General features: G+C 69.7%; 27 protein-coding genes and 1 pseudogene. 8 read left to right on the top strand and 20 right to left on the bottom strand.

Annotated features, from left to right (window positions below; genetic code table 11):
- Nucleotides 1-23 precede the first annotated feature (23 nt).
- On the top strand, nt 24-410 hold the full coding sequence (locus Q7T09_RS18175) for a type II toxin-antitoxin system RelE/ParE family toxin (protein WP_304701609.1): 387 nt from the start codon (nt 24-26) through the stop codon (nt 408-410).
- A complete protein-coding gene (locus tag Q7T09_RS18170) occupies nt 388-711 on the top strand; it encodes a DNA-binding transcriptional regulator (RefSeq protein ID WP_304701608.1) in 324 nt (107 codons plus the stop codon). Before Q7T09_RS18175 ends, Q7T09_RS18170 begins: the two co-directional genes overlap by 23 nt.
- Nucleotides 712-738: 27 nt before the next feature.
- Here the strand turns inward: Q7T09_RS18170 and ychF are convergent, their stop codons facing one another.
- The 8 genes and pseudogenes from ychF to lgt all read right to left on the bottom strand — a co-directional run.
- Nucleotides 739-1,836 carry a redox-regulated ATPase YchF gene (gene ychF, locus Q7T09_RS18165; RefSeq protein ID WP_304701607.1) on the bottom strand — a complete coding sequence of 366 codons (1,098 nt, stop codon included), beginning with the start codon at nt 1,834-1,836 and terminating at the stop codon, nt 739-741.
- 65 nt (nt 1,837-1,901) lie between these two features.
- A complete protein-coding gene (gene pth / locus Q7T09_RS18160; protein WP_304701606.1) occupies nt 1,902-2,525 on the bottom strand; it encodes an aminoacyl-tRNA hydrolase in 624 nt (207 codons plus the stop codon).
- Nucleotides 2,526-2,606: 81 nt separating this feature from the next.
- A complete protein-coding gene (locus Q7T09_RS18155; RefSeq protein ID WP_304701605.1) occupies nt 2,607-3,230 on the bottom strand; it encodes a 50S ribosomal protein L25/general stress protein Ctc in 624 nt (207 codons plus the stop codon).
- Nucleotides 3,231-3,356: 126 nt separating this feature from the next.
- A complete protein-coding gene (locus Q7T09_RS18150; protein ID WP_304701604.1) occupies nt 3,357-4,403 on the bottom strand; it encodes a hypothetical protein in 1,047 nt (348 codons plus the stop codon).
- A 159-nt stretch (nt 4,404-4,562) separates the two neighbouring features.
- On the bottom strand, nt 4,563-5,498 hold the full coding sequence (locus tag Q7T09_RS18145; protein ID WP_304701603.1) for a ribose-phosphate pyrophosphokinase: 936 nt from the start codon (nt 5,496-5,498) through the stop codon (nt 4,563-4,565).
- A 76-nt stretch (nt 5,499-5,574) separates the two neighbouring features.
- Nucleotides 5,575-6,339: a peptidoglycan editing factor PgeF gene (gene pgeF, locus Q7T09_RS18140; RefSeq protein WP_304701602.1), complete on the bottom strand. Its 765-nt coding sequence runs from the start codon at nt 6,337-6,339 to the stop codon at nt 5,575-5,577.
- A 1-nt stretch (nt 6,340) separates the two neighbouring features.
- Nucleotides 6,341-7,396, bottom strand: a complete 1,056-nt coding sequence (locus tag Q7T09_RS18135) for a class I SAM-dependent methyltransferase (protein ID WP_304701601.1) — start codon at nt 7,394-7,396, stop codon at nt 6,341-6,343.
- 88 nt (nt 7,397-7,484) lie between these two features.
- Nucleotides 7,485-8,285, bottom strand: a pseudogene (lgt, locus tag Q7T09_RS18130) (prolipoprotein diacylglyceryl transferase); the annotation flags it as partial.
- An 84-nt stretch (nt 8,286-8,369) separates the two neighbouring features.
- Between lgt and Q7T09_RS18125 the strand changes: the two are divergent.
- Entirely contained in the window at nt 8,370-8,618 is a 249-nt protein-coding gene (locus Q7T09_RS18125) for an accessory factor UbiK family protein (RefSeq protein ID WP_304701600.1), read from the top strand.
- A gap of 154 nt (nt 8,619-8,772) precedes the next feature.
- On the top strand, nt 8,773-9,276 hold the full coding sequence (locus Q7T09_RS18120) for a YbjN domain-containing protein (RefSeq protein ID WP_304701599.1): 504 nt from the start codon (nt 8,773-8,775) through the stop codon (nt 9,274-9,276).
- On the opposite strand, the gene Q7T09_RS18115 is transcribed toward Q7T09_RS18120, so the two are convergent.
- The 3 genes from Q7T09_RS18115 to Q7T09_RS18105 are packed head-to-tail and all read right to left on the bottom strand — an operon-like array spanning nt 9,273 to nt 11,511.
- Entirely contained in the window at nt 9,273-10,055 is a 783-nt protein-coding gene (locus tag Q7T09_RS18115) for a glycosyltransferase family 2 protein (RefSeq protein ID WP_304701598.1), read from the bottom strand. The two genes, Q7T09_RS18120 and Q7T09_RS18115, sit on opposite strands and share 4 nt — an antisense overlap.
- Complete coding sequence (locus Q7T09_RS18110; RefSeq protein ID WP_304701597.1) at nt 10,052-10,960, bottom strand: Gfo/Idh/MocA family protein; 909 nt, start codon at nt 10,958-10,960, stop codon at nt 10,052-10,054. Before Q7T09_RS18110 ends, Q7T09_RS18115 begins: the two co-directional genes overlap by 4 nt.
- Nucleotides 10,957-11,511: a dTDP-4-dehydrorhamnose 3,5-epimerase family protein gene (locus tag Q7T09_RS18105; protein ID WP_304701596.1), complete on the bottom strand. Its 555-nt coding sequence runs from the start codon at nt 11,509-11,511 to the stop codon at nt 10,957-10,959. Before Q7T09_RS18105 ends, Q7T09_RS18110 begins: the two co-directional genes overlap by 4 nt.
- A 148-nt stretch (nt 11,512-11,659) precedes the next feature.
- Between Q7T09_RS18105 and proC the strand changes: the two genes are divergently transcribed.
- The gene (gene proC, locus Q7T09_RS18100) at nt 11,660-12,451 is read left to right on the top strand and encodes a pyrroline-5-carboxylate reductase (RefSeq protein ID WP_304701595.1); all 792 of its coding nucleotides are present in this window, start codon (nt 11,660-11,662) and stop codon (nt 12,449-12,451) included.
- A gap of 185 nt (nt 12,452-12,636) precedes the next feature.
- Nucleotides 12,637-14,445: a pepsin/retropepsin-like aspartic protease family protein gene (locus Q7T09_RS18095; protein ID WP_304701594.1), complete on the top strand. Its 1,809-nt coding sequence runs from the start codon at nt 12,637-12,639 to the stop codon at nt 14,443-14,445.
- A gap of 76 nt (nt 14,446-14,521) precedes the next feature.
- Here Q7T09_RS18095 and Q7T09_RS18090 read toward each other — a convergent pair whose 3' ends face one another.
- From Q7T09_RS18090 to Q7T09_RS18075, 4 genes are all read right to left on the bottom strand, one after another.
- Nucleotides 14,522-14,956, bottom strand: a complete 435-nt coding sequence (locus tag Q7T09_RS18090; RefSeq protein ID WP_304701593.1) for a DUF2147 domain-containing protein — start codon at nt 14,954-14,956, stop codon at nt 14,522-14,524.
- A gap of 75 nt (nt 14,957-15,031) precedes the next feature.
- On the bottom strand, nt 15,032-16,378 hold the full coding sequence (locus Q7T09_RS18085) for an ATP-binding protein (RefSeq protein ID WP_304701592.1): 1,347 nt from the start codon (nt 16,376-16,378) through the stop codon (nt 15,032-15,034).
- Nucleotides 16,378-17,085, bottom strand: coding sequence for a response regulator (locus Q7T09_RS18080; RefSeq protein ID WP_304701633.1), 708 nt, complete (start codon nt 17,083-17,085; stop codon nt 16,378-16,380). The genes Q7T09_RS18085 and Q7T09_RS18080 overlap by 1 nt, the downstream gene beginning before the upstream one ends.
- A gap of 5 nt (nt 17,086-17,090) precedes the next feature.
- The gene (locus Q7T09_RS18075) at nt 17,091-17,570 is read right to left on the bottom strand and encodes a MarR family winged helix-turn-helix transcriptional regulator (protein WP_304701591.1); all 480 of its coding nucleotides are present in this window, start codon (nt 17,568-17,570) and stop codon (nt 17,091-17,093) included.
- A gap of 77 nt (nt 17,571-17,647) precedes the next feature.
- Between Q7T09_RS18075 and Q7T09_RS18070 the strand changes: the two genes are divergently transcribed.
- Entirely contained in the window at nt 17,648-18,535 is an 888-nt protein-coding gene (locus Q7T09_RS18070; protein WP_304701590.1) for a branched-chain amino acid aminotransferase, read from the top strand.
- Here the strand turns inward: Q7T09_RS18070 and Q7T09_RS18065 are convergent.
- The 5 genes from Q7T09_RS18065 to Q7T09_RS18045 form a co-directional block, all read right to left on the bottom strand.
- On the bottom strand, nt 18,532-19,530 hold the full coding sequence (locus Q7T09_RS18065; protein ID WP_304701589.1) for a lipopolysaccharide assembly protein LapB: 999 nt from the start codon (nt 19,528-19,530) through the stop codon (nt 18,532-18,534). The genes Q7T09_RS18070 and Q7T09_RS18065 overlap by 4 nt on opposite strands.
- A gap of 147 nt (nt 19,531-19,677) precedes the next feature.
- Nucleotides 19,678-20,082, bottom strand: a complete 405-nt coding sequence (locus tag Q7T09_RS18060) for a hypothetical protein (protein ID WP_304701588.1) — start codon at nt 20,080-20,082, stop codon at nt 19,678-19,680.
- 62 nt (nt 20,083-20,144) lie between these two features.
- The gene (locus tag Q7T09_RS18055; RefSeq protein ID WP_304701587.1) at nt 20,145-20,654 is read right to left on the bottom strand and encodes a hypothetical protein; all 510 of its coding nucleotides are present in this window, start codon (nt 20,652-20,654) and stop codon (nt 20,145-20,147) included.
- A gap of 3 nt (nt 20,655-20,657) precedes the next feature.
- A complete protein-coding gene (gene folB / locus Q7T09_RS18050; RefSeq protein ID WP_370689282.1) occupies nt 20,658-21,077 on the bottom strand; it encodes a dihydroneopterin aldolase in 420 nt (139 codons plus the stop codon).
- Between the two features lie 11 nt (nt 21,078-21,088).
- Nucleotides 21,089-21,823: an SDR family oxidoreductase gene (locus tag Q7T09_RS18045; RefSeq protein ID WP_304701586.1), complete on the bottom strand. Its 735-nt coding sequence runs from the start codon at nt 21,821-21,823 to the stop codon at nt 21,089-21,091.
- 213 nt (nt 21,824-22,036) lie between these two features.
- On the opposite strand from Q7T09_RS18045, the gene Q7T09_RS18040 reads away from it, so the two are divergent.
- Nucleotides 22,037-22,864 (top strand): SMP-30/gluconolactonase/LRE family protein (locus Q7T09_RS18040; RefSeq protein WP_304701585.1); only part of this gene is annotated, 828 nt, incomplete at its 3' end.

Here is a 22,864-nt window from a genome sequence, read left to right as displayed (position 1 = left end):
GTACCGAGTGCTACATGTCTCCCATGGCCGAGATCGCGGAAGGCGCGCGGGTCTTCAGGACGGCTTGGTTCACCAAGGCCGCCAGGAAGGCGCGGATCGAGGACGGTGAACTCTGCGCGGCGGTGCGGGCGGCGATGGCGGGCCAGGCCGATGACCTGGGTGGAGGGGTGTTCAAGAAGCGCCTCGACAAGAACCGAAGCCGCAGCATCATCCTGGCCAAGGGCCGAAGATATTGGGTTTACGCCTATCTCTTCGCGAAGAAGGACCGGGCGAATATCGACGATGATGAATTGCAGGCCTTCCGCAAGCTGGCCGGGCTCTACGCCGCGAAGACGGAGGTGGAGATCGACATGGAGCTAAAGGCCGAGGCGATTGTGGAGATCTGTCATGACGACCAAGCGCAAGTTTAAGAGCGACGCCTTTGAGGCGATCCACGACGCGGTCTCCGGGATGCATCTGGCTGGCACAATCGACAAGATGACGATGCGGGACTTCGATGCGACCTGCCTCACCGCTCCACCGATGATCGAGCCCGCGCAGATCAAGCGGTTGCGCGAGAGTTGCCATGTCAGCCAGCCGGTCTTCGCCCGCTATCTCAACACCAGCGAAAGCACGGTGGAGAAGTGGGAGACCGGCGCGAAAAGGCCCAGCGGCGCGGCGCTCAAACTGTTGACCATTGTCCAGAAGCACGGCCTGGAGATTCTCAGCTAGGGCCGGGATCGCCCCCGAGCGCCCGCCTCAGACGTTGAAGCGGAAGTTCAGCACGTCGCCGTCGCGGACGACGTATTCCTTGCCTTCCTGGCGGAATTTCCCGGCCTCGCGGGCCCCGGCTTCGCCCTTGAGGCCGACATAGTCCTCATAGGCGATGGTCTCGGCGCGGATGAAGCCCTTCTCGAAGTCGGTGTGGATCACGCCGGCCGCCTGCGGGGCGGTGTCGCCCTTGTGGATCGTCCAGGCGCGGGCTTCCTTGGGGCCGACGGTGAAGTAGGTCTGCAGGCCCAGCAGGTGATAGGCCTCGCGGATCAGCTTGTTCAGGCCAGGCTCGCTGAGGCCCAGGGTCTCCAGGAATTCGGCGCGCTCATCGGCGTCCAGCATGGCGATCTCGCTCTCGATCTGGGCGGAGATGGCCACGTGGTCGGCGCCGTCGCGGGCGGCGCGCTCGGCCACCAGCCTGGACATATCGTTGCCGTCGGCGGCCGAGCCCTCATCGACATTGGAGACATAGAGGGCGGGCTTGGAGGTCAGCAGCTGCAGCATGCGCCAGGCCTTCTCGTCCTCGGCCGGAACCACGGCCTTGCGGGCCGGGCGGCCGGCGTTCAGTTCGGTCAGGGCCAGCTGCACCAGGCGCAGGGTCGTAGCGCTTTCCTTGTCGCCGGCCTTGGCCCGCTTCTCCAGGTTGTTGACCCGCTTCTCCAGGCTCTCCAGGTCGGCGAGCATCAGTTCGGTCTCGATGGTCTCCAGGTCGGAGAGCGGATCGACCTTGCCCTCCACGTGGGTGATGTCGTCGTCGATGAAGCAGCGGGCGACGAAGGCCACGGCGTCGCAATCGCGGATATTGGCCAGAAACTGGTTGCCCAGGCCTTCCCCCTTGGACGCGCCACGCACCAGGCCGGCGATGTCCACGAAGTTGATCCGCGCGGGGATGATCTCCTTGGACGGGATGACGGCGGCCAGGGCGTCAAGGCGCGGCTCGGGCACCGCCACGTCGCCGGTGTTGGGCTCGATGGTGCAGAAGGGATAGTTGGCCGCCTGGGCCGACGCGGTCTGGGTCAGCGCGTTGAACAGGGTCGATTTGCCGACGTTGGGCAGGCCGACGATCGCGACTTTCAGGGCCATGGGGAGTCCGATTTCCTAAACGAGGCCGCGACCTAGCACGTCTGCCGCCCCCAAACCAATTCCAGTCACTCGTCGCCGCGGCTGCGGGCCTGACGGGTGTCGCCCTTGTCGGCGGGGGCCAGGCGCAGGACCTCGGTCTGGTACTTGTCGTCCTCGCCGGCGGCCAGCAGGGGGGCGGCCTCGGCGACGGCCTTCAGCAGGTCGATGACCCAGGGGTGCTCCACCTTGTGGAAGTCCGAGAGCACGTGGCCCTGGACCTTCTCGGGGTGTCCGGGATGGCCGACGCCCAGCCGGGCGCGGCGGAAGTCGGCGCCGATATGGGCGGTGACCGAGCGGACCCCGTTGTTGCCCGCCGCCCCGCCGCCGGTCTTCATCCGGAAGCGGCCGGGGGCCAGGTCGATCTCGTCATAGAACAGCACCACGTCGGCCGGGGTCGCCTTGTAGAACTTCATGGCCGCGGCCACCGAGCGGCCGCTCTCGTTGTAGAAGGTCTGGGGCTTGAGGATCAGGGCCTTGACCGGCCCGGCCGGCGTGTCGATCTCGCCCTCGCGGGCGAGGCCGGAGAACTTGGAGCGCTCGGGTCCGAACCGCCAGCGCTTGGCGATCTCGTCCACGGCGATGAAGCCGATGTTGTGGCGGTTCTTGGCGTATTGGGCGCCGGGATTGCCTTGGCCCGCGAGGATCAGCATGGGCCCTCCTGAGCGTCACCGGGGCGGCCGCCCCTCCGCAGGAGAGGCGGCGCGGTCCGGCCCCCGAAGGGGCCGTCCGACCTAGACGGTGGTGGTGGCCGCGGCGGCGGCGGCGTCGTCGGTGGCGGCGTCAGCCGAGGCCGAGGCGGACGAACCGGCCAGGGTGGCGACCACGAAGTCGCGATTGGCGCCCGGCTTGACGCCTTCCGGCAGGGTGAAGGCCGACATGCGGATGGTGTCGCCGATCTCCAGACCGGTGAGGTCGAAGATCAGTTCTTCGGGGATGTGGTCGGCGGGGCAGGCCAGCTCGACGTCGTGACGCACGATATTGAGCGTGCCGCCCTTCTTGAGGCCCGGAGAGGCCTCGTGATTCTTGAAGTGCACCGGCACGTTGATCTTGATGAGCTGGTGCTCGTCGACGCGGTACAGGTCGAAGTGGACCGGCTCGTCGTTGACGGGGTGCATGTCGACGGCCTTGGCGATGACCGGTTGGGTCTCGTCGCCGTACTTCAGGGTCACCAGGTGGCCCAGCAGCTTGCCCGTGTGGAGCGCCTTGCGGAACTCGTTGGCCTTCACCGCGATGGCGACTGGATCCTTGGCGCCGCCGTAAAGCACGCCGGGGACCATGCCCGCACGGCGGGTTTCACGCGCGCCACCCGTGCCCGTACGATCGCGCACTTCAACATTCAGAATGATATCGGCCATGGCCTTGCCTCAAAACGAAACCGCCGCGCGAAAGTCCCGCGCGGCGACGGACGACCCTCCTGGGGTCGAAAGGTGGGCGTAAATACACAAATCGCCCGCCCGTGGCAACGGGCGGGACGAGATGATTTAGCGCTTCTTGGTGGCGGCCTTGATCGGCGTCTTCGCCGGAGTGACCTTGTAGCCCGTGTCGCCCTCGGCGACCCTGATCTTCGGAATGAACTTCGCCTCGTAGGGCTCAGTGTTCCCTGACGCCTTAATCACGCACCGCCCGGTGTCCATCATGATGTGCTGGCCCAGGCAGAAGACGTCCTCGTAGTGCGGCTTGGAGACCGCCAGGCACTGGTAGAGGTTCAGCTTGGCCATGTTCATGCAGAAGGCGATGTTGGACTCAGCCATCACCGCCATCAGGGTGTCGACATTGGCGTCGCCGCCTTCGCCCAGGGCGGCCAGGGCCGCCACGGCCAGGCCGCGGATCACGATGGGGCTGTAGGGCGGGGTCGCCGGCTCGGCGGTGAGGCCCAGCGGCGCGGCGCCGAGGGCGACCTGCTGCAGGCGGGCGGTCTCGTTGAGGTCGCCCACCACCGGGGTCGCCGAGAGAGTCTTGGCCTGGGACAGGCGCAGCTCGCGGTTGAGGACGTCAGACTTCGACCACTTCTGCTTCTGGATGTCGTAGGCCGACTGCTTGACCGCCTTGCCGGCGTCATAGAGCTGCTGGCCCTCGTTGCCGAGCGCGGCCTTCACCAGGCCCGCGGCGCTGGCCGAACCCGAGATGGCCACCACATAGGCCGGGTCCTTCAGGATCGCGGCCACCACTTCGCGGCGCTGGTCGGCGTTGACGGCGTAGGTGCGGACGCCGGCCAGGAAGGCGGGGTCCTGCAGGGCGACGACGGCGGCGTAGGCCGTGGCCCCGCGCTGCAGCTGCTTGGGCTCATAGGAGGCGCCCACGGCCACGGCCTTGGCGATGCTGTCGCCGTCGGCGAAGTCCGGCGTGATCGCGCTGACGTGGCTCATGTAATAGCGATAGGCGGCCGCCTGCTCGATGAGCTTGGGCGACAGGCTCACCGCGGGCGGCGGGGGGGCCGGGGGCGGGGGCGCAGGCTGCGAACAGGCCGACAGCAGGGCCGCGAACGCCAGAGCGGCCAGCGTGCCGGACACGCGAAGGGCAGAGGTCATCCTGAAGCTTCCCCAGAAATACGAGCACGCGAGACTAACACAGATGCGCGGGCGAGAATGTGACCGCGTATCCTTAACGGCGCTTAACCAAGCTTGGCCTTCGCCAGAGTCTCAAAGCAATTCGCGTGCCGGGAAGCTGTTGAAGCCCGACGACAACCGTCAGTCGAAGAGCTTCGACACCGACTCTTCGTTGGCGATGCGGCGGATGGCCTCGCCCAGCAGCTTGTCGCAGCTCACGTAACGCAGCTTGGACTTGTCGCTGGCGCGGTCGGGGGCGGCGATGGAGTCGGTCATCACCAGCTCCTTGAGGATCGAGGCGTTGACCCGGTCGATGGCCGCGCCCGACAGCACCCCATGGGTGACATAGGCCGAGACCTCGGTGGCCCCGCCGTCCACCAGGGCCTGGGCGGCGTTGCACAGGGTGCCGCCGCCATCGATGATGTCGTCGAACAGGATGCAGCGGCGTCCCGAGACGTCGCCGATGATGTTGGCCACCTCGCTCTTGCCCGGACCCGAGCGGCGCTTGTCGACGATGGCGAGTTCGGCGTTCAGACGGCTGGCGACGGCGAGCGCCCGGACCACCCCGCCCACGTCGGGGGAGACGATCATCAGCTCGTTGGTCTTTTCGTAGTTTTCCTTGATGTCGTTGGCCAGCAACGGCGCCGAGAGCAGGTTGTCGGTGGGAATGTCGAAGAAGCCCTGGATCTGGCCGGAGTGCAGATCCATGGTCAGCACCCGGTCGGCGCCGGCCCGCTCGATCAGGTTGGAGACCAGCTTGGCGGAGATCGGCGTGCGGCCGCCGGTCTTCCGGTCCTGCCGGGCGTAGCCGAAATAGGGCATGACCGCGGTAATCCGCTTGGCCGAGGCGCGTCTCAGCGCATCGATGCAGATCAGCAGCTCCATCAGGTTGTCGTTGGTCGGGTAGCTGGTGGACTGCAGCACGAAGACGTCCTCGCCGCGGACGTTCTCGTCGATGGTCACCCAGACCTCATTGTCGGCGAACCGCTTCACCTGGGCCTTGGTCAACGGCAGGTCGAGATGGGAGGCGACGGCCTCGGCAAGCGTTCGATTGGAGTTGCCAGCCAGCAGCTTCATCAAAATCCCCGCAATGCCTCGCCAGATGCGCGGGCTTGTATCAGGCGGACCGCCAGCGGCAAGGCCCGGCGGCGATTCAATCGAGGCTTATGGCCGAGAGCAGGCGCCCGAAGTCGGATTCCCCGCGTTTGAAGGCGCGGCGGTTGGAAAAGAACTGGTCTTCCTCGGCGCAGGTGTCGCGCCCGATCCACTCCGCCGTCCCCACCCCGGCGGCCTTGAGGCGCGAGACGACGAAGCCCGGCAGGTCGAACATCCGCTTCTCCGGCGTGTCGCCGCGGGCGAAGAACCGCTCGTGGGCGGCGTCCATGGCCGTGAAGGCGGCCAGGAACTCCACGCCGACCTCGTAGGAGGCCTGACCTATGCAGGGGCCCACCACCGCGACCATCCGCGACGGCTCGGCGCCCTGGCCCGTCATGGCCGCGACGGTCGCCTCGGCGATCCCGGTGAGGGCGCCCCTCCAGCCGGCGTGGGCGGCGGCCACCACGCGGGCCTCGGGGTCGGCGATCAGGATGGGCGCGCAGTCGGCGGCCAGCGCCCCGCACAGCACCCCGGGCGAGGCGGTGACCACCGAGTCTCCCTGTGGCCGCTCGTCGCCCCAAGGCCGGTCGGCCGTCAGGGCCGTGGCTGAGTGGATCTGGTAGCAGGTGGAGAGGGCTGTGACCGGCAAGCCGAAATGCCCGGCGGCCCGGCGCCGGTTCTCCGCCACGTCGGCGGGTTCGTCGGCCGAGCCGCGTCCGACGTTCAGGCTCTCATAGATGCCGGTGGAGACCCCGCCCCTGCGGGTGAAGAAGCCGTGGCGGACGCCGGGCAGGTCCAGCAGGGGCGAGGTCAGCACGTTCATGTCAGGACTCGAAGCCGGGCGGGACTAGGCCCGGACTATGGATGCAGGCGGCCTTGAACAGCTCACCCATCTGATCGGGCGACACCAGCCGCTCCAGCTGCCGCTCGATCGTCTCGCTGCGGTCGGGCCGCGCGGCGGTCAGGGCCTCGGCCCGCGCCCCGATCCCCAGCCGCACCAGGAACTCGCCCTGGGTCAGGATCGGCGCGGTGGCCGCCCCTTCGCGCGCGGCGGCGGCCAGGACGGCGGGAAAGTCGGCATGCGCCGTCAGGTCGGCCTCGCCGGGGCTCGCCAGGGGATCTTCCTTCACGTGCCGGCGCAGGGCCTGGAGGGTGTCGCCGAAGCCCGGCGCGTCGCGGCCATAGTCGATCAGCAGGGCCGCCCCGCCGTCGGCGGCGATCCGCGCCCCGATCTCCGATCCCAGGGCTTCCTGGGCCGGGGAATGCTCCACCACCGATCCCACCGGCGCCTCGGGCAGGGTGGCGCCCAGGGGCGCGGCGGAGAGGCCGAAGGCCAGGTCGCCGGCGTCGTTCAGCCCCACCATCCGCTCGGCCCAGCCCCTGGGGGCGCGAACGAACTGGCGTGGCGGCAGGCAGTCCAGCAGTTCGTTGGCGATCAGCAGCATCGGCGCGCCGGCCGGGATCTCGCCGAGGGAGGACGCCCACCGCACCCCGTCCCCCAGCAGCGCCTTCTGTCGGGCCGCCAGGGGCTGCGAGGTCTCCACCAGCCAGACCTCCGCCGCGGCGCCGAAGGCCGGCGCCAGGCGCGCGGCCCGCAGCATGTCGTCCATCAGGGTCCCGTCGCCCGGGCCCATCTCCACCAGATAGACCGGCGAGGGCCGGCCCAGCCGTTCCCAGCAGGCCACCGCCCACAGGCCGATCAGCTCGCCGAACATCTGGCTGACCAGGGGGGCGGTGATGAAATCGCCGTCCGCCCCCAGGGCCGGCCGCGTGGCGTAGTAGCCGTCCCGCGGATCGTGCAGGCAGGCGGTCATGTACTGGGCCACGCTCATCGGCCCGCTCTCGCGGACCTGGGCGATCAGCCGGTCACGCAGGCCCATCGGCTTCGATCTTGAACGGGTCGCGCTCCGGCGGTTCGCCCTCCACGACCTCTTCGACCTGCGCCTCGAGACCGATTTCGGGCTCGGGCAGGGGCTCGCTCATCCCGCGCCAGATCAGCCAGGCGCCTCCCAGGGCCATCGGGATCGACAGCATCATCCCCATGGTCAGGCCGAAAGGGAATTCGGGCATGCCGACGTCCGGCTCGCGAACATTCTCCAGCGCGATCCGGCAGATCGCGTAGCCGAGGAAGAACAGGCCCGCCACGACGCCGCGCCGGTTCAGCAGCTTGCCGCGATGGGTGGCGATCCGCAGGATGACGAACAGCAGCAGGCCCTCCAGCAGGGCCTCATAGATCTGGCTCGGGTGCCGGGGCATGACCCCGGCGCCGGGGAAGACCACAGCCCATGGGACGTCGGTGGGCCGTCCCCAGAGCTCGCCATTGATGAAGTTGGCGATGCGTCCGAAGAACAGGCCGATCGGCGCGGCGGCGGTGATCACGTCGCCCAGGCGGAAGACGTCGACCTTGTTGACCCGCGCGAACAGCAGGGACGCCACCAGCACGCCCAGCACCCCGCCGTGGAAGCTCATCCCACCCTTCCAGGTCTTGAACACCTCCAGCGGCTCTTCGGTGATCATGGACGGGGTGTAGAAGAGGACGTGGCCCAGACGGCCGCCGACGATGATCCCCAGGGTCAGCCACAGGATCAGGTCGTCGATCTGGGCGGGGCTCGCAGGCGCCCCGCGCAGGGGCCACAGGCGCTCGGTCTTGGTCAGGCCGGTGATGTAGCGCCAGCCGATCAGGATGCCGGCCACATAGGCCAGGGCGTACCAGCGGATGGCGAAGGGGCCGATTTGTATCAGGACGGGGTCGATGTCCGGGAAGGGCAAGGCCAGGGCGCTCCGAAAAGATGTCCTCGCGGTTTAGACGGAAACCCCGTGGCTTTCATCCCCTCCGATCCCATATAAGGAGGCATGCAGACCCAGAACCCCTTCCTCGACGAGATGGCCAAGCTGACCGGAGCCGCCATGGGCCTCGCCCAGAGCGCCGGCGAAGAGGCCAAGGCCGCGTTCCGAGCCCAGGCCGACCGCATCGTCGCCGAGCTCGACCTGATCCGGCGCGACGAGTTCGACGCCCTGAAGGCGGAGATCGTCGCCCTGCGCGCGGAGATCGCCACGCTGAAGGGCGCGGGCGCGCCGAAGAAGGCCGCGAAGAAGGCCTGATCTGCGGCAAATCGACCGGAACACACGAATGTGGCTCGCCCGCCGGAAGAAGCCGGTGACAGGGCGCCCGCGAACCAGATTAGTTTCAAGATCGCAGGCGATTCGGGGCGCGCTCGCTCCTCCGGTCGCCGTACGCGAAAGGACCACGGGTCTTATGGACACGCCTCTGTCTGACGAAGACGTCCTGCTCGCCCACGACCCGCTCGATGTCGTTGAGCATGTTCTGCAAGCCGAGAACCTCCAGTTCGACCGCACCGAAGAGGGCGACCTGGCCTTCACCCTGGCCGGTGACTGGAAGGACTACGAGCTCTGGTTCGCCTGGCGGCCGGAGGCCGACTGCCTGCAGCTCTGCCTGTCGGTGGATATCCAGGTCCGGCCGGAACAACGCGCCGCGGCCTTCGAGTTGGTCTCGACGGTCAACCAGCGCGTCTGGCTCGGCCACTTCGAGGTCTGGGACGACGGCGAGATCGTCTTCCGCCACGCCATGGCCCTGATGACCGGCGAGCGCCCGACGCTCGCCCAGGCCGCGGCCATGATCGACGTGGCCATGGAAGGCGCCGACCGCTTCTACCCGGCCTTCGACTTCATGGCCCACGGCGGCAAGTCGCCCGCCGAGGCCATCGCCGCCTGCATGTTCGACACGGTCGGCGAGGCCTAAACCTCGTCGTAGGCCAGTCTGCCGTCGGTGATGCGCGGCCCCTCGGGGCCCTCCTCGATCGTCAGGTGGAAGCGCAGGCCGCGGCGGACGCGTTCGATCCATTTGAGGGTCTCGGCCTCCCGCGCGGCCAGGTCCATGCCGCCCCTCAGGGCGTCGGCCATGTGGATCGTCTGGATGGTCATCCGCGAGTCGGCGGCGATGGGATCGAGGGCCAGGAATTTCCGCCACATGTGCAGGTCGGTCCAGAGGTCCGGCGGGGCCGGCGCCCAGCCCTCCGGCAGCCGCCGGTAGGTCGACAACCGGTAGCCGGCGTCGCTGGGCCCGAAGAAGTTGAACCTCTCGCGCCGCATGCGTTCGCGCACCGCCGGCTCCCCCAGCCGATAGGCCGCGTGGGTCCAGGGGCGGTCGGGATGGACCTGGATGGCGGTGAGGTTTCCGAACTCCGCGGTCGCCAGCAGGGCGGCGATCTCCCGCAGGTGATGGCGCAGCCACAGGTCGTCGTCGGCGATCTGGCAGACGAACTCCCCCCGCGCCGCCTTCAGCACCTCGTGCCGATGGCCTTCCCCGAGCCGTTCGCCCTTGTCGAAGACGCAGGCGGTGATGCGGGGATCGGCGGCCGCGAAGGCCCGCGCCGCCTGGACGGTGGCCTCGGGCGCCCCGTCGCAGATGATGAACAGCTCCCAGTCGGTCTCCGACTGCCCCAACACCGTCTCCACGGCGTAGGGCAGCAGGACCGGCGGGCGGTGGACGGGCAGCAGGATGGTGAAGCGGGGCGTCATCGCGCGGCCAGCGCCGCCTCGCGCAGGGCCTGCAGGGCCGCGACCACCGCCGCCCCGGCCCGGGCGTCGGTGGGCGGCGGCGGGCCGCCCTTCAGGTGCGCGACGAAGGTCCGCAGTTCCTTGATCAGCGGCCACTCGGTGTCGATAGGCCGGCGTTCCAGGGTCTCCGGGTCGCGCCGTTCCCCGGCCGGCGCCCCGCCGCGGACCAGGCCGATGTGGTCGGCCAGGGGATCGTCCAGCATGGCCAGGCCGTCGCGGAACATCACCCGGACCTTGCGCTCGGTCCCCGGCCAGCAGGCGCCCACCTCGAGGTGGGCGAAGGGCGCGTCGCCCAGGGTGGCCACGATCCCCTCCATCTGGTCGCCCCGCAGCACCGCCCGGGCCGCGGCCACCGGCGGCAGCTCCCCCAGGATGGCCTGGATGATGGTCAGGTCGTGGATCGCCAGTTCCCAGACAGCATCGGCCCCCGCGGCCGGCTTGCCCCATTGCAGGCGCCGCGTGAACACCCCCTGCGCCGGCCCCAGCTCGCCGCTGCGGGCCAGGGCCGCCAGGGCCTGGACCCCGCCATGATAGGCCCACTTGTGCATGACGAAGAGCCGGTCGCCCAGGGTCTCGGCCAGGCCCTGGGCGGCGGCGGCGTCGGTGGTCAGCGGCTTCTCGCAGAAGATCGGCCGCCCCCGCGGGGCCAGGGCGAGGATCACCTGCGCATGGGTCGGGGAGGGCGTGGCCACCACATAGCCGTCGAGGCCGGGATCCAGGGCCTTGAGCCCGCTCACCACGGTGCGCGCGCCCTCGATGGGATAGGCGCCGCCCGGCTCGGCGACATCGACCTCGCAGCCCAGGGTCCTCAGGTCGCGCAGGATGTTGCGGCCCCAGTAGCCGCAGCCCACCAGCCCGATCCTCACCTCGGCATTTCCTCGAACCGGGTCAGCAGGTCGTCAAAGCCGCCGGCGTCCCGGTCCCGCGCCGACAGGATCGGGTCCGTCGCCGGGAAGACCAGGCCGTGGTCGGGATCGTCCCAGCGGCACGCCAGGTCGTCCTCAAGGTCCCAGCTGTGGCTCAGGCCATAGACCAGGGTCCCCTCGGCGACGCAGTGGAATCCGTGGGCGACCCCCGGCGGGATCAGCAGGGCGCCGCCGGTGAGGTCCAGCATGGCGGTCCGCCCGAAGCTCTCGCTGTCGCGGCGGAGGTCACGCAGACCGAAGACGAACCGTCCCGACAGCACCACCAGGTAGTCGGTGTGCTTCAAGTGCAGGTGAACGCCGCGGAGGGAATTATTCACGCAATGGGAAACATTCCACTGGGACAACCGAATATCGGAATGCCATTCCTGACGGTAGATTTCCGACAGATTGCCGCGATCGTCTGCATGATACTGAAGCTCACGCAGGACAACACCCACAGGTAGTGATCCGCTCGCTACACAGGATTGGGGCGGGGAACGAAGGTTGTTCATGCTGGCGAGGTTCTTTGTAACCTTGGAGCATGTCTTCGTAGCAACCGCCGCCCGGCGCGCCTAGTGCGCAAATCCGACTCCTTGCGCCAAGCTGACTTGGCCCGCGTCATCGCCTAGGGTGCGCCCTCCCTGACGCCTGGAGAGCGACATGACCCCCATTCTGATCCTGGGCGCGGGCCGCATGGGCGGCGCCCTGATCCAGGGCTGGCGCAAGGCCGAGGCCTTTTCCCCGGCCGACCTGATCCTGCGCGATCCCCACCCGACCGAGCTGGCCCACGCCGTGGCCCGCGAGGGGGCGCGGCTCAATCCGCCGGACGCCGCCCTGGCGCAGGCCCGGACCGTGCTGCTGTCGGTCAAGCCGCAGCTCTGGTGCGAGACCGCCGCCGAGGTGGCCGGCCTGCTCCATCCCGACGCCGTGATCGTCTCCGTCGCCGCCGGGGTGCGCTCGGCCGACATCGCCGCCGCCTTCGGCCGCAAGGTCGCTCGGGTCATGCCCACCACGGCGGTGGCCATCGGCCAGGGGACCACCAGCATCTACGCCGCCGAGGCCCAGGCGCGCGCCCGGGCGCACGCCCTGTTCGGTCCCGTGGGCACGGTGGTGGACCTCGACGACGAGGAGCTGATGCACGCGGCCACCGCCGTGTCGGGTTCGGCCCCGGCCTATCTCTATGCGTTCATCGAGGCCCTCGAGGCCGGCGGCGCGGCGGCGGGTCTGCCCTTGGAGGCCGCCCAGCGCCTGGCCCGGTCCACCATCGCCGGCGCCGCGGCCCTGTTGGCGGAGAGCGGTGAGGAGCCGGCCGAACTTCGCCGCCAGGTCACCTCGCCCGGCGGCACCACCCAGGCGGCCCTGGAGGTCTTGATGGGGGAGGGCGGCCTCACGCCCCTGCTGCGCGATGCGGTGGCCGCGGCCGTGCGGCGGTCCAGGGAGCTAGGCGCCTAGAGCCTGTCGGTTTCAGAGGGACTCATCTGAAACGGATGAACGGGCTCGCCCTCTTATGTTTGGAGCGTGACGGGCGTCTGAACCGGGATTCACTTCAGGCTGTCACGCTCTAAGCCTGTCCAAAGTTTCACTGGACCCAAACCCTGGGAGCCCGCGTATCTGGCCGCTCAAGAGGGGAGTTTCAGATGAAAGCCATGCTGCTGGCCGGCGCCGCCGCGATCATGCTGACCGGCGCCGCCCGGGCCGCTCCGGCCGACCCGGTCATCGACCGCTACGTCGCCTGGCGCGGCGGGGCCGCCTTCGAGAAGGCCACCACCGTCCATATGGTGGGCCAGGCGACCTACGGCGCCTATTCCGGCCCGGTGGAGCGCTGGATCTCGCCGGACCGCACCCGCGAAGCCGCCGCGCTGGGCGTGCTGCGCACCGACGAGAGCGTCAGCCCGGGTGACTCCTGGACCGTGACCCTCAGTGGCCAGGTGGAGGCCCTGCCGCCGCAGGAGATCGCCGCCGCGCGCCGCCGCGCCGCCCTGGCCTTCGATGATGTTCTGCGCGGCGCCGACGGCGCGCGCGTGACCCTCGCGCCCGCCGAGACCCTGGACGGGGTGACCTACGCGGTGGTCCGGCTCAGCTTCGAGGGCCCCGATAGATACGATCTGCTGATCGATCCCGCCACCGGGGCGCTGGGCGCCGCCCGGGTGACCGAGAACAAGGCCACGACCCTGACCCGCTACGCCGACTGGCGGATGGTGGACGCGGTGCGCATGCCCTTCCGGGAGATTCGCCAGACCCAGGACGATCCCCAGCCGGTGACCATGGACTTCCGCGCCGTGGAGGTCGGTCGACGCGCCGCCGCCGCCGTCTGGAAGCGCCCGGCGGCCAAGCGCCTGTACGCGTTCACCGGCGCGGCCAAGGTCAGCCAGGCGCTGGGCTTCGAGTTCTATCTCGGCTCGCGCATCTACATCCCGGCCAAGGTGCAGGGAATCGAGACCCACGTCCTGCTGGACTCCGGCGCCGAGGCCTCGGTGCTGGACAAGGCCTGGGCGGAAAAGGCCGGAATCAAGCCCGGCGCTGCGGTCTGGGCCTCGGGCACCGGCGGTGGCGAGGCCGCGGAGCTGGCCGGGGGCGTCGATATCGACCTTGGCGGGGTGGTGCTGAAGAACCTCACCGTGGCCCTGATCGACATGGGCCCCATCGAGAAGCTGATCGGCCGGCCGATCCCGGTGATCCTGGGCAAGGAGGTCATGAACGAGCTGGTGGTGGACCTGGACTTCGAGGGCCGCACCATCGCCTTCCACGAACCCTCCGGCTTCCGCCCTCCGGCGGGCGCCGTCCCGGTCGCGGCCTCCCCTTCTGGCGGCCTGCGGGCCGTACCGGTCTCCATCGAAGGCAAGCCACCCGTGCTGATGGACTTCGACATCGGCAATGGATCGCCGCTGATCGTCTTTTCCGACTATGTGGCTCGCACCGGCCTGCTCACCGACGGCCGGAAGGTGTCCAAGACCCTCTCGGGCGCGGTGGGGGGCGTGAGGACCCGTGACGTGGCCACCGTCAAGGCCATCACCTTCGGGGGCGTCACCTTCCACGACGTGCCGGCCACCTTCCCGGGCAGTGACGGCTCCTCGGTCGACAGCGCCCGGACCCTGGGCAATATCGGCCTGCCGGTGCTCAGCCGTTTCCACCTCTACACCGACTACGCCCACGACCGCCTGTGGCTGAAGCCCGTCGCCCACGCCGCCGACACGCCCTTCCCGAAGGACCGCTCGGGCTTCGTGGCCCGCATGGATGGCGCGGTGGCCAAGGTGCTGATGGTGGCGCCTGGCTCGCCCGCCGAGGCCGCCGGCTTCAAGACCGGCGACAACCTGGCGGCCTTCAACGGCAAGCCGCTCAGCCAGGAGCAGATCCAGTCCCTGAAGATCCTGCCGGCGGGAACGAAGATCGGGGTGACCCTCGCCGACGGCTCGACCAAGACCCTCGTGCTGAGCGACTACTTCTGAGTGGGATGAGGAAAAGTGGGAACCGGTTTTCCGCCCGCATCCCGCTCCAAGCAAAAAACTAGAATACGAACGTGATCTAGCGCGTCCAGGTCTGGGCCTGGCAGATCGGGCCGATGCAGCCCTCCACCTTCAGGGCGCCATTGGGCATGGCGCTGAGCTTGGAGCCGTAGGTCTTGCCGCTGCCGGGGTCGTAGATCTTGCCGCCGGCCCACCTGCCGGGCCCGGCCGGCTTGAAGTCGCGGATCAGCTGCAGGCCCAGCACCGTGCGGGCCCGCTGGGCCGGGTCGGGATTGTTGGCGTCCTTCTGCGGACCTCCGGCCTTGTCCTTGGGGTTCTTCATCCAGACGATGGTCCCGCAGGCCTTGCCAGCGTCGGCCGCGCAGGGGGCGACGCGGACCTTGGCCGAACCGCCCTGGGTCAGCCAGTCCCCCATCACCGGGTCGGCGGCCTGGGCGGCGGTGGCGGTCAGCAGGCAAAGCGCTGCGGCGGAGGCGAGATGGGCGAGCTTCATGGCGGTGTCTCCGTATTTCCCAGCTGAACCATGACCGCCTGAACGGAGGCTGAACAGCGCTCTGAACCCAAGACTCTATCCTGGCAGTCTGACGATGGCGCGAAGCCCACCCATCGGCGAGCGGGCCAGGGTCACGTCCCCGCCATGGCCGCGGGCGACGTCGCGGGCGATGGCCAGGCCCAGGCCCACCCCCTTGTCGTTCTGGTTGCGGGCCTCGTCCAGGCGGCTGAAGGCCTTGAAGGCCTCCTCGTAGCGGTTCTCGGGAATGCCCGGCCCGTCGTCGTCCACCGTGATCTCCACCCCGCCGCCGGTCCGGGCCTGGGCGTTGACGACGATGTGCTCCCCATGGACGGCGGCGTTCATCACCAGGTTGGAGAGCGCTCGCTTGAGCGCATTGGGCCGCACGCTGGCGGTCAGTTCGGCCTCGGCGGTGACGCTGACCTGGGCGCCGGCCCGCACCGCGCCTTCGCTGACCTCCTCGATCAGGCTGCGCAGCCGCACGCTCTCCACGCCCTCGCCCCCCTCGCCGCGGGCGAAGGCCAGGTATTCGTCGATCATGTGCTCCATCTCGGAGAGATCGCGCTTCATCTCCCCGGTCCGCTTGGTGGGCTCGGCCAGCGCCAGTTCCAGCTTCAGGCGGGTGAGCGGGGTGCGCAGGTCGTGGCTGACGGAGGCCAGTAGGGCGGTGCGCTGGTCCAGATGCCGCTGGATGCGCGCCTTCATGGCCAGGAAGGCCTGGGCCGCCTGCCGCACCTCTCGCGCCCCCGTGGGCTTGAAGAACGGAACCTCCACCCCGCGCCCGAAGTCGTCGGCCGCCGAGGCCAGCCGCTCGATGGCGCGCACCTGGTTGCGGATGAACAGGATGGAGATGGCGGTGAGCAGCAGGGTCGCCACCGTCATCCAGAGGACGAAGATGTGGCCCTGGGTGGCGATGGCCCGGTCCCGCGGCGCCAGCACCCGCATCACCCCCTGGAGGGTCTGCACCCGGATGTCGACATAGGCGGGGTAGCGGGTCGTATCGAACCAGAAGGGGGCGTCGATCCGGCCGGCCAGGGCCTTCTCCAGGGAGCGGTCCACCACGGCGAACAGGGCGGGCCGGCGGCTGACCGGCAGGGTGCGGCCGGTCTGGAAGGCCAGGGACAGGCTCATCGACCGCTCGGCCCGGTCGGCGATGCGGGCGAAGCTCTCGGGGGTGGGGTCGTCCTGATAGCTCTCCACCGCCCAGGCCACGTCGCCGGCCAGGCCCTCCGACAGCCGGCTGGTCACCGCCTGCCAGTGGGCGTCGAAGAACACCCAGGTGACGGCCACCTGCATCAGGGCCACCGGCAGGATGATGATCAGCAGGGAGCGGCCGAACAGGGTGGTGGGCAGGCTGCGCTTGATCAGCCGCTGCATCCGGACCGGCGAGAGGCGCAGGCGCATCAGTCGGGCGCCAGCAGATAGCCCACCCCGCGCACGGTCTGCAGGTAGCGCGGGGTCTTGGGATCGGTCTCGATCTTGCGGCGCAGGCGGGTGACCTGCACGTCCACCGCCCGGCCGGAGGGGTCCACCGTCTCGCGGGCCAGCTCCAGCCGGTCCACCGGCTCGTGCGGACTGCGGGCCAGACGCTTGAGCAGCGCCACCTCGGCCTCGGTCAGCCGCACCGGCGCGCCGTCGCAGGTGAGCTCCCCGCGCTCCAGGTCGAACCTGCAGCGCCCCAGCGATATCGCCCCGTTTGCGGTCGACCCCGGCCGCCCTTGGGCCCGGCGCAGGATCGCCTCGATGCGCAACAGCAGCTCCTCGGGTTCGAAGGGCTTGTTCAGATAGTCGTCGGCCCCGAGCTTCAGCCCCTCGATCCGGTCCTCCGGCAGGCCGCGGGCCGTCAGCATCAGCACCGGGGTGCGCCCGGCCGTCCCCTTGCGCTCCCTCAGCCACTTGGTCAGAGAGAACCCGTCCTCGCCGGGCATCATCACGTCGAACACCGCCAGGTCGAAGTCGAGCGTCTCCATCAGCTTGCGCGCCGCGGCCCCGCCGGGCGCGGCGGTGACCCGGAAGCCGGCTCGGGCCAGGTATTCCTTCAAGAGCTCGCGGATGCGGTCGTCGTCGTCCACCACCAGCAGGTGGCGTTCCCCGGCCTGGGTCTCGGTCATCGCCATCAGCCCAAAGTCCCTGTCTTGGTGCGCCCGCCGGCGAGCGCGGCCAGGATACGCCGCGTTCCGGTCACCCCGTCCAGTCCGCCCGTGCGATAGGCCCGCGCCAGCTGGCCGCGCAGCCGCTCGGCGATGCGGCCCTCGAAGGCCGCGCCGGCCGCCGTCAGGCTCACCGCCCGGCGGCGGCCGTCCAGCTCGCCTTGGGCTTTTTCCGCCAGGCCCTTGGCCTCCAGGTCGCTCAGCACCCGGCTGGCGGCCTGCTTGGACAGGCTGGTGATGTGGGCCAGCTCCTGGACTCCCAGGCCCGGCCGGCGCTTCAGCAGGAAGGCCGCCCGCCAGTGGGAGCGGCCCAGCCCCGCGTCCTCGGCCTCCAGGCCGGCGTCCACCGCCGCCCACAGCGAGGCCTCCGCCAGCATCATCAGCTCAAGGCCCGCGTCCAGCTCCTCGTCGCGCAGCACCAGTCTCGGATCGGCCACGGCGCTCATCGGCCTGTCCCATTTTGTTTGACGTCGCAGGCGCGGGGGTTTGTAAGGAGGCGTTCCCCATAGGAGGTCTCCTTCCCATGTCTCTCGTTCCCTTCGACGACCGCGACGGATGGATCTGGCTCGACGGCCAGTTCACGCCCTGGCGCGAGGCGAAGGTGCACGTACTGACCCATGGGCTCCATTACGCCTCGGCGGTGTTCGAAGGCGAGCGGATGTACGGCGGGGAGATCTACAAGCTGACCGAGCATACGCAGCGTCTGTTCAAGTCGGCGGAGATCCTCGACTTCGAAATCCCGTTCACGGTGGCCGAGATCGATCAGGCCTGCAAGGACACCTGCGCCAAGAACGGCCTGACCGACGCCTATCTGCGCCCCATCGCCTGGCGCGGCTCGGAAATGATCGGGGTCTCGGCGCAGAACACCAAGATCCACGTGGCCATCGCCGTCTGGGACTGGCCGAGCTACTTCAAGCCCGAGGAACGCGCCAAGGGCATCCGCATGTGCTGGGCCAAGTACAAGCGTCCCTCGCCGGAGACCGAGCCGGTCCACGCCAAGGCGACGGGCCTCTACATGATCTGCACCATCTCCAAGCACGCCGCGGAGAAGGCCGGCTACACCGACGCCATGATGCTCGACTATCGTGGCTATGTGGCCGAGAGCACCGGCTCCAACGTCTTCTTCGTCAAGGACGGGGTGCTCCACACCCCCACCCCCGACTGCTTCCTGAACGGCCTCACCCGCCAGTCGGTGATCGCGCTCGCCCGCTCCAAGGGCGTGGAGATCGTCGAGCGGCACATCAAGCCGGAGGAGCTCTCCACCTTCACCGAATGCTTCGTGGTGGGGACGGCCGCCGAGGTGACCCCGGTCTCCGAGATCGGCGAGTACAAATTCACCCCGGGCAAGCTGTCCCTGACCCTGATGGACGACTACGCCCGCATGGTCCGCCGCGAGCTGGTGGCGGCCTAGACCGAAACCTTCGCCTCAAGCTCCGCCAGCCGGCGCCGGGTGACCGCCAGGTCCTCGCCGTAGGCGACGGGGTCGGCCGAGGCCAGGGCGCCGGAGATGTCCAGGCTCTCCCGGTAGAGATCGAGCGCGCGGACCCGATGCCCGCGGTCCTCGCGGGCGTCGGCCAGGCGTTCGAGGGCGAGCGTCAGGGCCCGCTTGGCGCCGACGTCCGATGGCCGGGCCTCGACGAGGCCGCGGCGCAGGGCCAGCGCCTCCTCATAGGCCTCCACCGCCCCGTCCAGCCGGTGCTCCTCATAGGCCACGTCCCCGACATTGGTGAGCGCGTCGGCCAGCGCCGCCGGATCGCCGATCTGGCGGGCCAGGCCCAGCGCCTCGTCATAGGCCTCGGCGGCCTGGTCGGTCAGGCCTTGGGCGCGGGCGAAGTCCCCGGCGTCCTGGGCGGCGACGCGCCGCTCGCCATCGTCCCCCGCCAACGACGAAAGCCGCCGGACGATGTCGGCGGCTTCTGACCAGCGTTCGGCCCTGGTGTGGTCGTGGAGCGCTCGCCTGGCCTCGGCGAAGGCTCCCGGGGCCCCGGGCGGCGCGCCGGAGTGGACCTCCGGTTCGGGGACCGGCTCCGCCGCCGGCGGCTCGGCCACCGGCTCAGGCGCCTCGGCGACCAGGGTGGCCTCCGGTTCGTGGCGGGCGTGGGTGGAGCCATGGTCGTGGCTGGGCGCCGGCGCCGGGTCGGCGGTGAAATCGACGGTGACCGGGGGACCGCCCTTGCGGCGCTTCTTGCCGCCGGAGGGGCCGCTCGGGCCCTTGGGCATCAGGGCGGCGATGAACAGCAGGACGCCCAGGCCCGCGCAGGCGGCGGCCACGAACATCCGCAGGGTCTCGAAGGCCCCCAGCGGGATCGGGGGAATTCGCCCCTCCAGCCCGCCCGGAGTGAGAATGGCGTAGGCGACGCCTCCGAGCGCCAGCCCCAGCAGCATCCCGATGATCCGACCCAGCATACGAATTCCCCCGGCCGTTCGCCCCCCCCGGCGCCGACCGGTGAAGGTTCGGGACCCGGGGCGGCGGGCGTCGAGGCGATGCAACCCGCAGGGGAGGCGATGGCGCCGATCCGCGCGCTTCTTGGGCGAAGCGCGCGGAATCTGCCTCTAAATCAGCCAGTTCAGGGGGCGGGGATAGGCCTCGTCCCGCGACAGGTACATCAGGCCCAGCACGCAGCGGACCGCGAACCAGATTCCCACCGCCCCGCAGATGAAGAAGCCGAGCATCAGGAACGGCACCCCCACCAGGATCAGCGAGAACACCCCGCCGAACAGGACCAGCAGGCCCCCGATGATCGCCCAGGCGATGGTCAGCCAGAAGGTGCGGATCAGGAAGGTGTAGTGGCTCTCCATCTTCGGGCCCGCCGTGGCGCGGTTCGCATAGGCGATGATCAGCCCGATGAACACGGTGAACCCGCTGGCGAAGGTCAGCAGGTAAAGCACATAGGACACCACCGGCAGGGTCTTGTCCTCGGCCAGGCCGGAACTGCCGATTTCCACGCGATCACTCATGACGGGCTCCTCTTCGTCTCGTCTCAGAAGATCATGTGGCCCTGTTTTGCGCCCGCGCCAGTTTAATTCGCGTCCATCTTTCCGGGGCTCCGGTCCAGCCACGGCAGGGCGCCGGCCGCCAGGATCAGGACGAAGACCAGGCGGGCGGCCAGCGCCACGCCCAGCGTCCAGGCGCCGGCCGTGGCGGCGAACAGCAGCAGGGCCACGGCGCCCGCGCCCAGCAGGCCGATGGCCCAGATCAGCGGTTCGGCCAGCGGCGTCCCGGCGTTGCGGAACCGCGCGCCGGGTGTGGTCACCGCCGCGGTCCCGGCCACCGCCCCGATGAAGGCGCTGAAGGAGGTCGCGCGGTTCTCCGGCCGCAGGCCGGCGCTGTAGCTCATCGCCGGGATGGTCAGCCGCCCGCGGGCGAAGGTCAGGATCGCCCCGCCTTCCGCGCTGCGCAGGCTCTTGAGCTTGGAAAGGCTGTAGCGCCGCTCGCGCTTGCCCCGCCGCTCGACGATCTCGCCGTCCTCCAGCGTCCAGACGGTCTCACCCTGCAGGGGCGAGAGCCGGGCGCTGTGGGAGATGGCCATGGCTTAGCCGCGGACGACCGTGATTTCGACGCCCGCCGCCGCGGCGTGGGGGGCGAGCGCCAGGGGCTTCTCCACCCGGACCCGCGCCCGCGTCACCCGCGGATCGAGCAGGCAGGCGCGCGCCAGGCGCTCGGCGAAGGCCTCCACCAGGCCGATATGGCCCTCGGCGGCGATCGACCGCGCGGCCTCTCCGACCATCTCGTAATTGACGGTGTCGCTCAGCTTCTCGGCGCCGGCGGCCGGGACATCCAGCTCCACGTCGACGACGAGGGGCTGGGACTTTCCCTTCTCGTGGGAATAGACGCCGATCTCGGCGTCGATCTTCAGTCCCGTGACGAAGATCTTGGTCATGACGATGCGGCCGTGGGCCACGGGTTGGGCTTGAGTTTCGGCGGGAATCTCCTGGATCGGCGACAGGGCCAAGCAATGCTCCTTCAGGTCAGGTGCTGACCGGAATCGACAGCGATCATCTGGCCCGTCACCGACCTTGCGTCAATCAGATAGGCCAGGGCCTGGCCTATCTCGGCCGGATCGACGGCGTGGGCCAGCGGGGTGGCGGCGACCTCGGCGGCGAAGGCGGCCGCGTCCTGGTGGATGGAGGCGAGCGTCGGGCCCGGTCCGATGCCGTTGACCCGGATGCGCGGCGCCAGCGCCTGGGCCAGCATCTTGGTGGCGGTCCACAGCGCGGTCTTCGACAGGGTGTAGGAAAAGAAGTCCGCGCCCGGCGCCAGCACCCTCTGGTCCAGGATGTTGACGATCAGGCCGCTGCGGTCGGCCGGCAGCCGGCGGGCGAAGGCCTGGGCCAGGACCAGCGGCGCGCGCAGATTGGTCTCCATGTGCGCGTCCCAGGAGGCCCGGTTCAGGCTGGCCAGGCTGTCCTCCTCGAACACCGAGGCGCAGTTCACCAGCAGGGTGACGGGGCCAAGCTCGGCCTCGACGTCGCCCACCATGGGGGCGGCGGCCGCCTCCTGGCGCAGGTCGCAGGGATGGAGATAGGCCTTGCGGCCCAGGCTGCGGACATCGGCCGCGGCGGCCTGGGCGTCGTCATCGACGGCCCGGCAATGGATGGCGACGTCATAGCCCGCCCGTGCGCAGGCCAGGACCAGGGCCCGGCCGATACGTCGCGCGCCCCCGGTGACCAGGGCCGCGCCGCGAGGGGTCGTCGCCATTCGCGATCGATCAGTCGAAGCGGCCGAACTCGAAGCGGTTCAGGGCGAAGATCACCACGAGGAAGGTGAGGATGGTGTAGATGGCGACCATGGTCGGGCTCCGGTTTTGCTGGCCCGGTGTTAGCGAGCGGCGGCGGAGGCCGCAAGCCGACTTGTCGAACGCGTCGCCGCAGGGCCTAGTTCGGGCAAGATAAGAACGCCCGAGGAAACCCCATGCCCCTGACCCCCATCGCGCCCGCGAGCCTGACCAAGGTCGCGGTCGGCATCGACCGTCCCGAGGATGTCGTCGTGAGCAGGGACGGCCGGGTCTTCGCCTCGGACCACCAGTGCGCGGTGGCCGAGATTTTCGCCGACGGCTCCTTCAAGCGGCTGGGTCCCAAGGGCGGCGCGCCCAATGGGATCAACATGGACCGCGAGGGTCGCATCCTGATCGCCAACTTCGGCATCTATGACCGGGAGGAGGGGCCTCTCCAGCGCTTCGACCCCGCCACAGGCGCGCATGAGACCCTGGTGGCGCAGGTGGACGGCAGGCGGCTCACCAGCGCCAACTATCCGGTGATGGACCGCGCCGGGAACATCTGGTGCGCCAACTCCACCCATGCCGAGACCTGGCCCCAGGCCCTGGACGGACGCGCCGACGGCTTCATCTTCGTGGTGCGCCCCAACGGCGCGACCTCCATCGTCGGCGAGGGGCTGAATTTTCCCATCGGCATGGCGCTGTCGGCGGACGAGCAGACCCTCTACTGCGCCGAGACCACCGGCGCCGACGTCATGGCCTTCCCGGTTCTGCCGGGCGCCACCCTGGGCCCCGGCCGACGCTACGGCCCGGTGCTGGGCAAGCTGCAGCAGGAGGAACCGCGGCCGCCCGCGGAGGATCTCGGCTACACCGACGGGGTTGGCATGGACGCCGAGGGTAACCTGTGGGTCTGCCTGCCGGCCGCCAACAAGGTGGTAGCCATCACGCCAAGCCTTGAAGTCGTCCCCGTGATCCACGATCTGTCGGGCGAGATCGTCAACCATCCCACCAACATCACCTGGGGC

This window comes from Phenylobacterium sp., assembly GCF_030645195.1.
GTDB lineage: Bacteria > Pseudomonadota > Alphaproteobacteria > Caulobacterales > Caulobacteraceae > Phenylobacterium.
The sequence above is the reverse complement of the archived record's forward strand: the minus strand, read 5'-3'. Positions and strand labels throughout refer to the sequence as shown.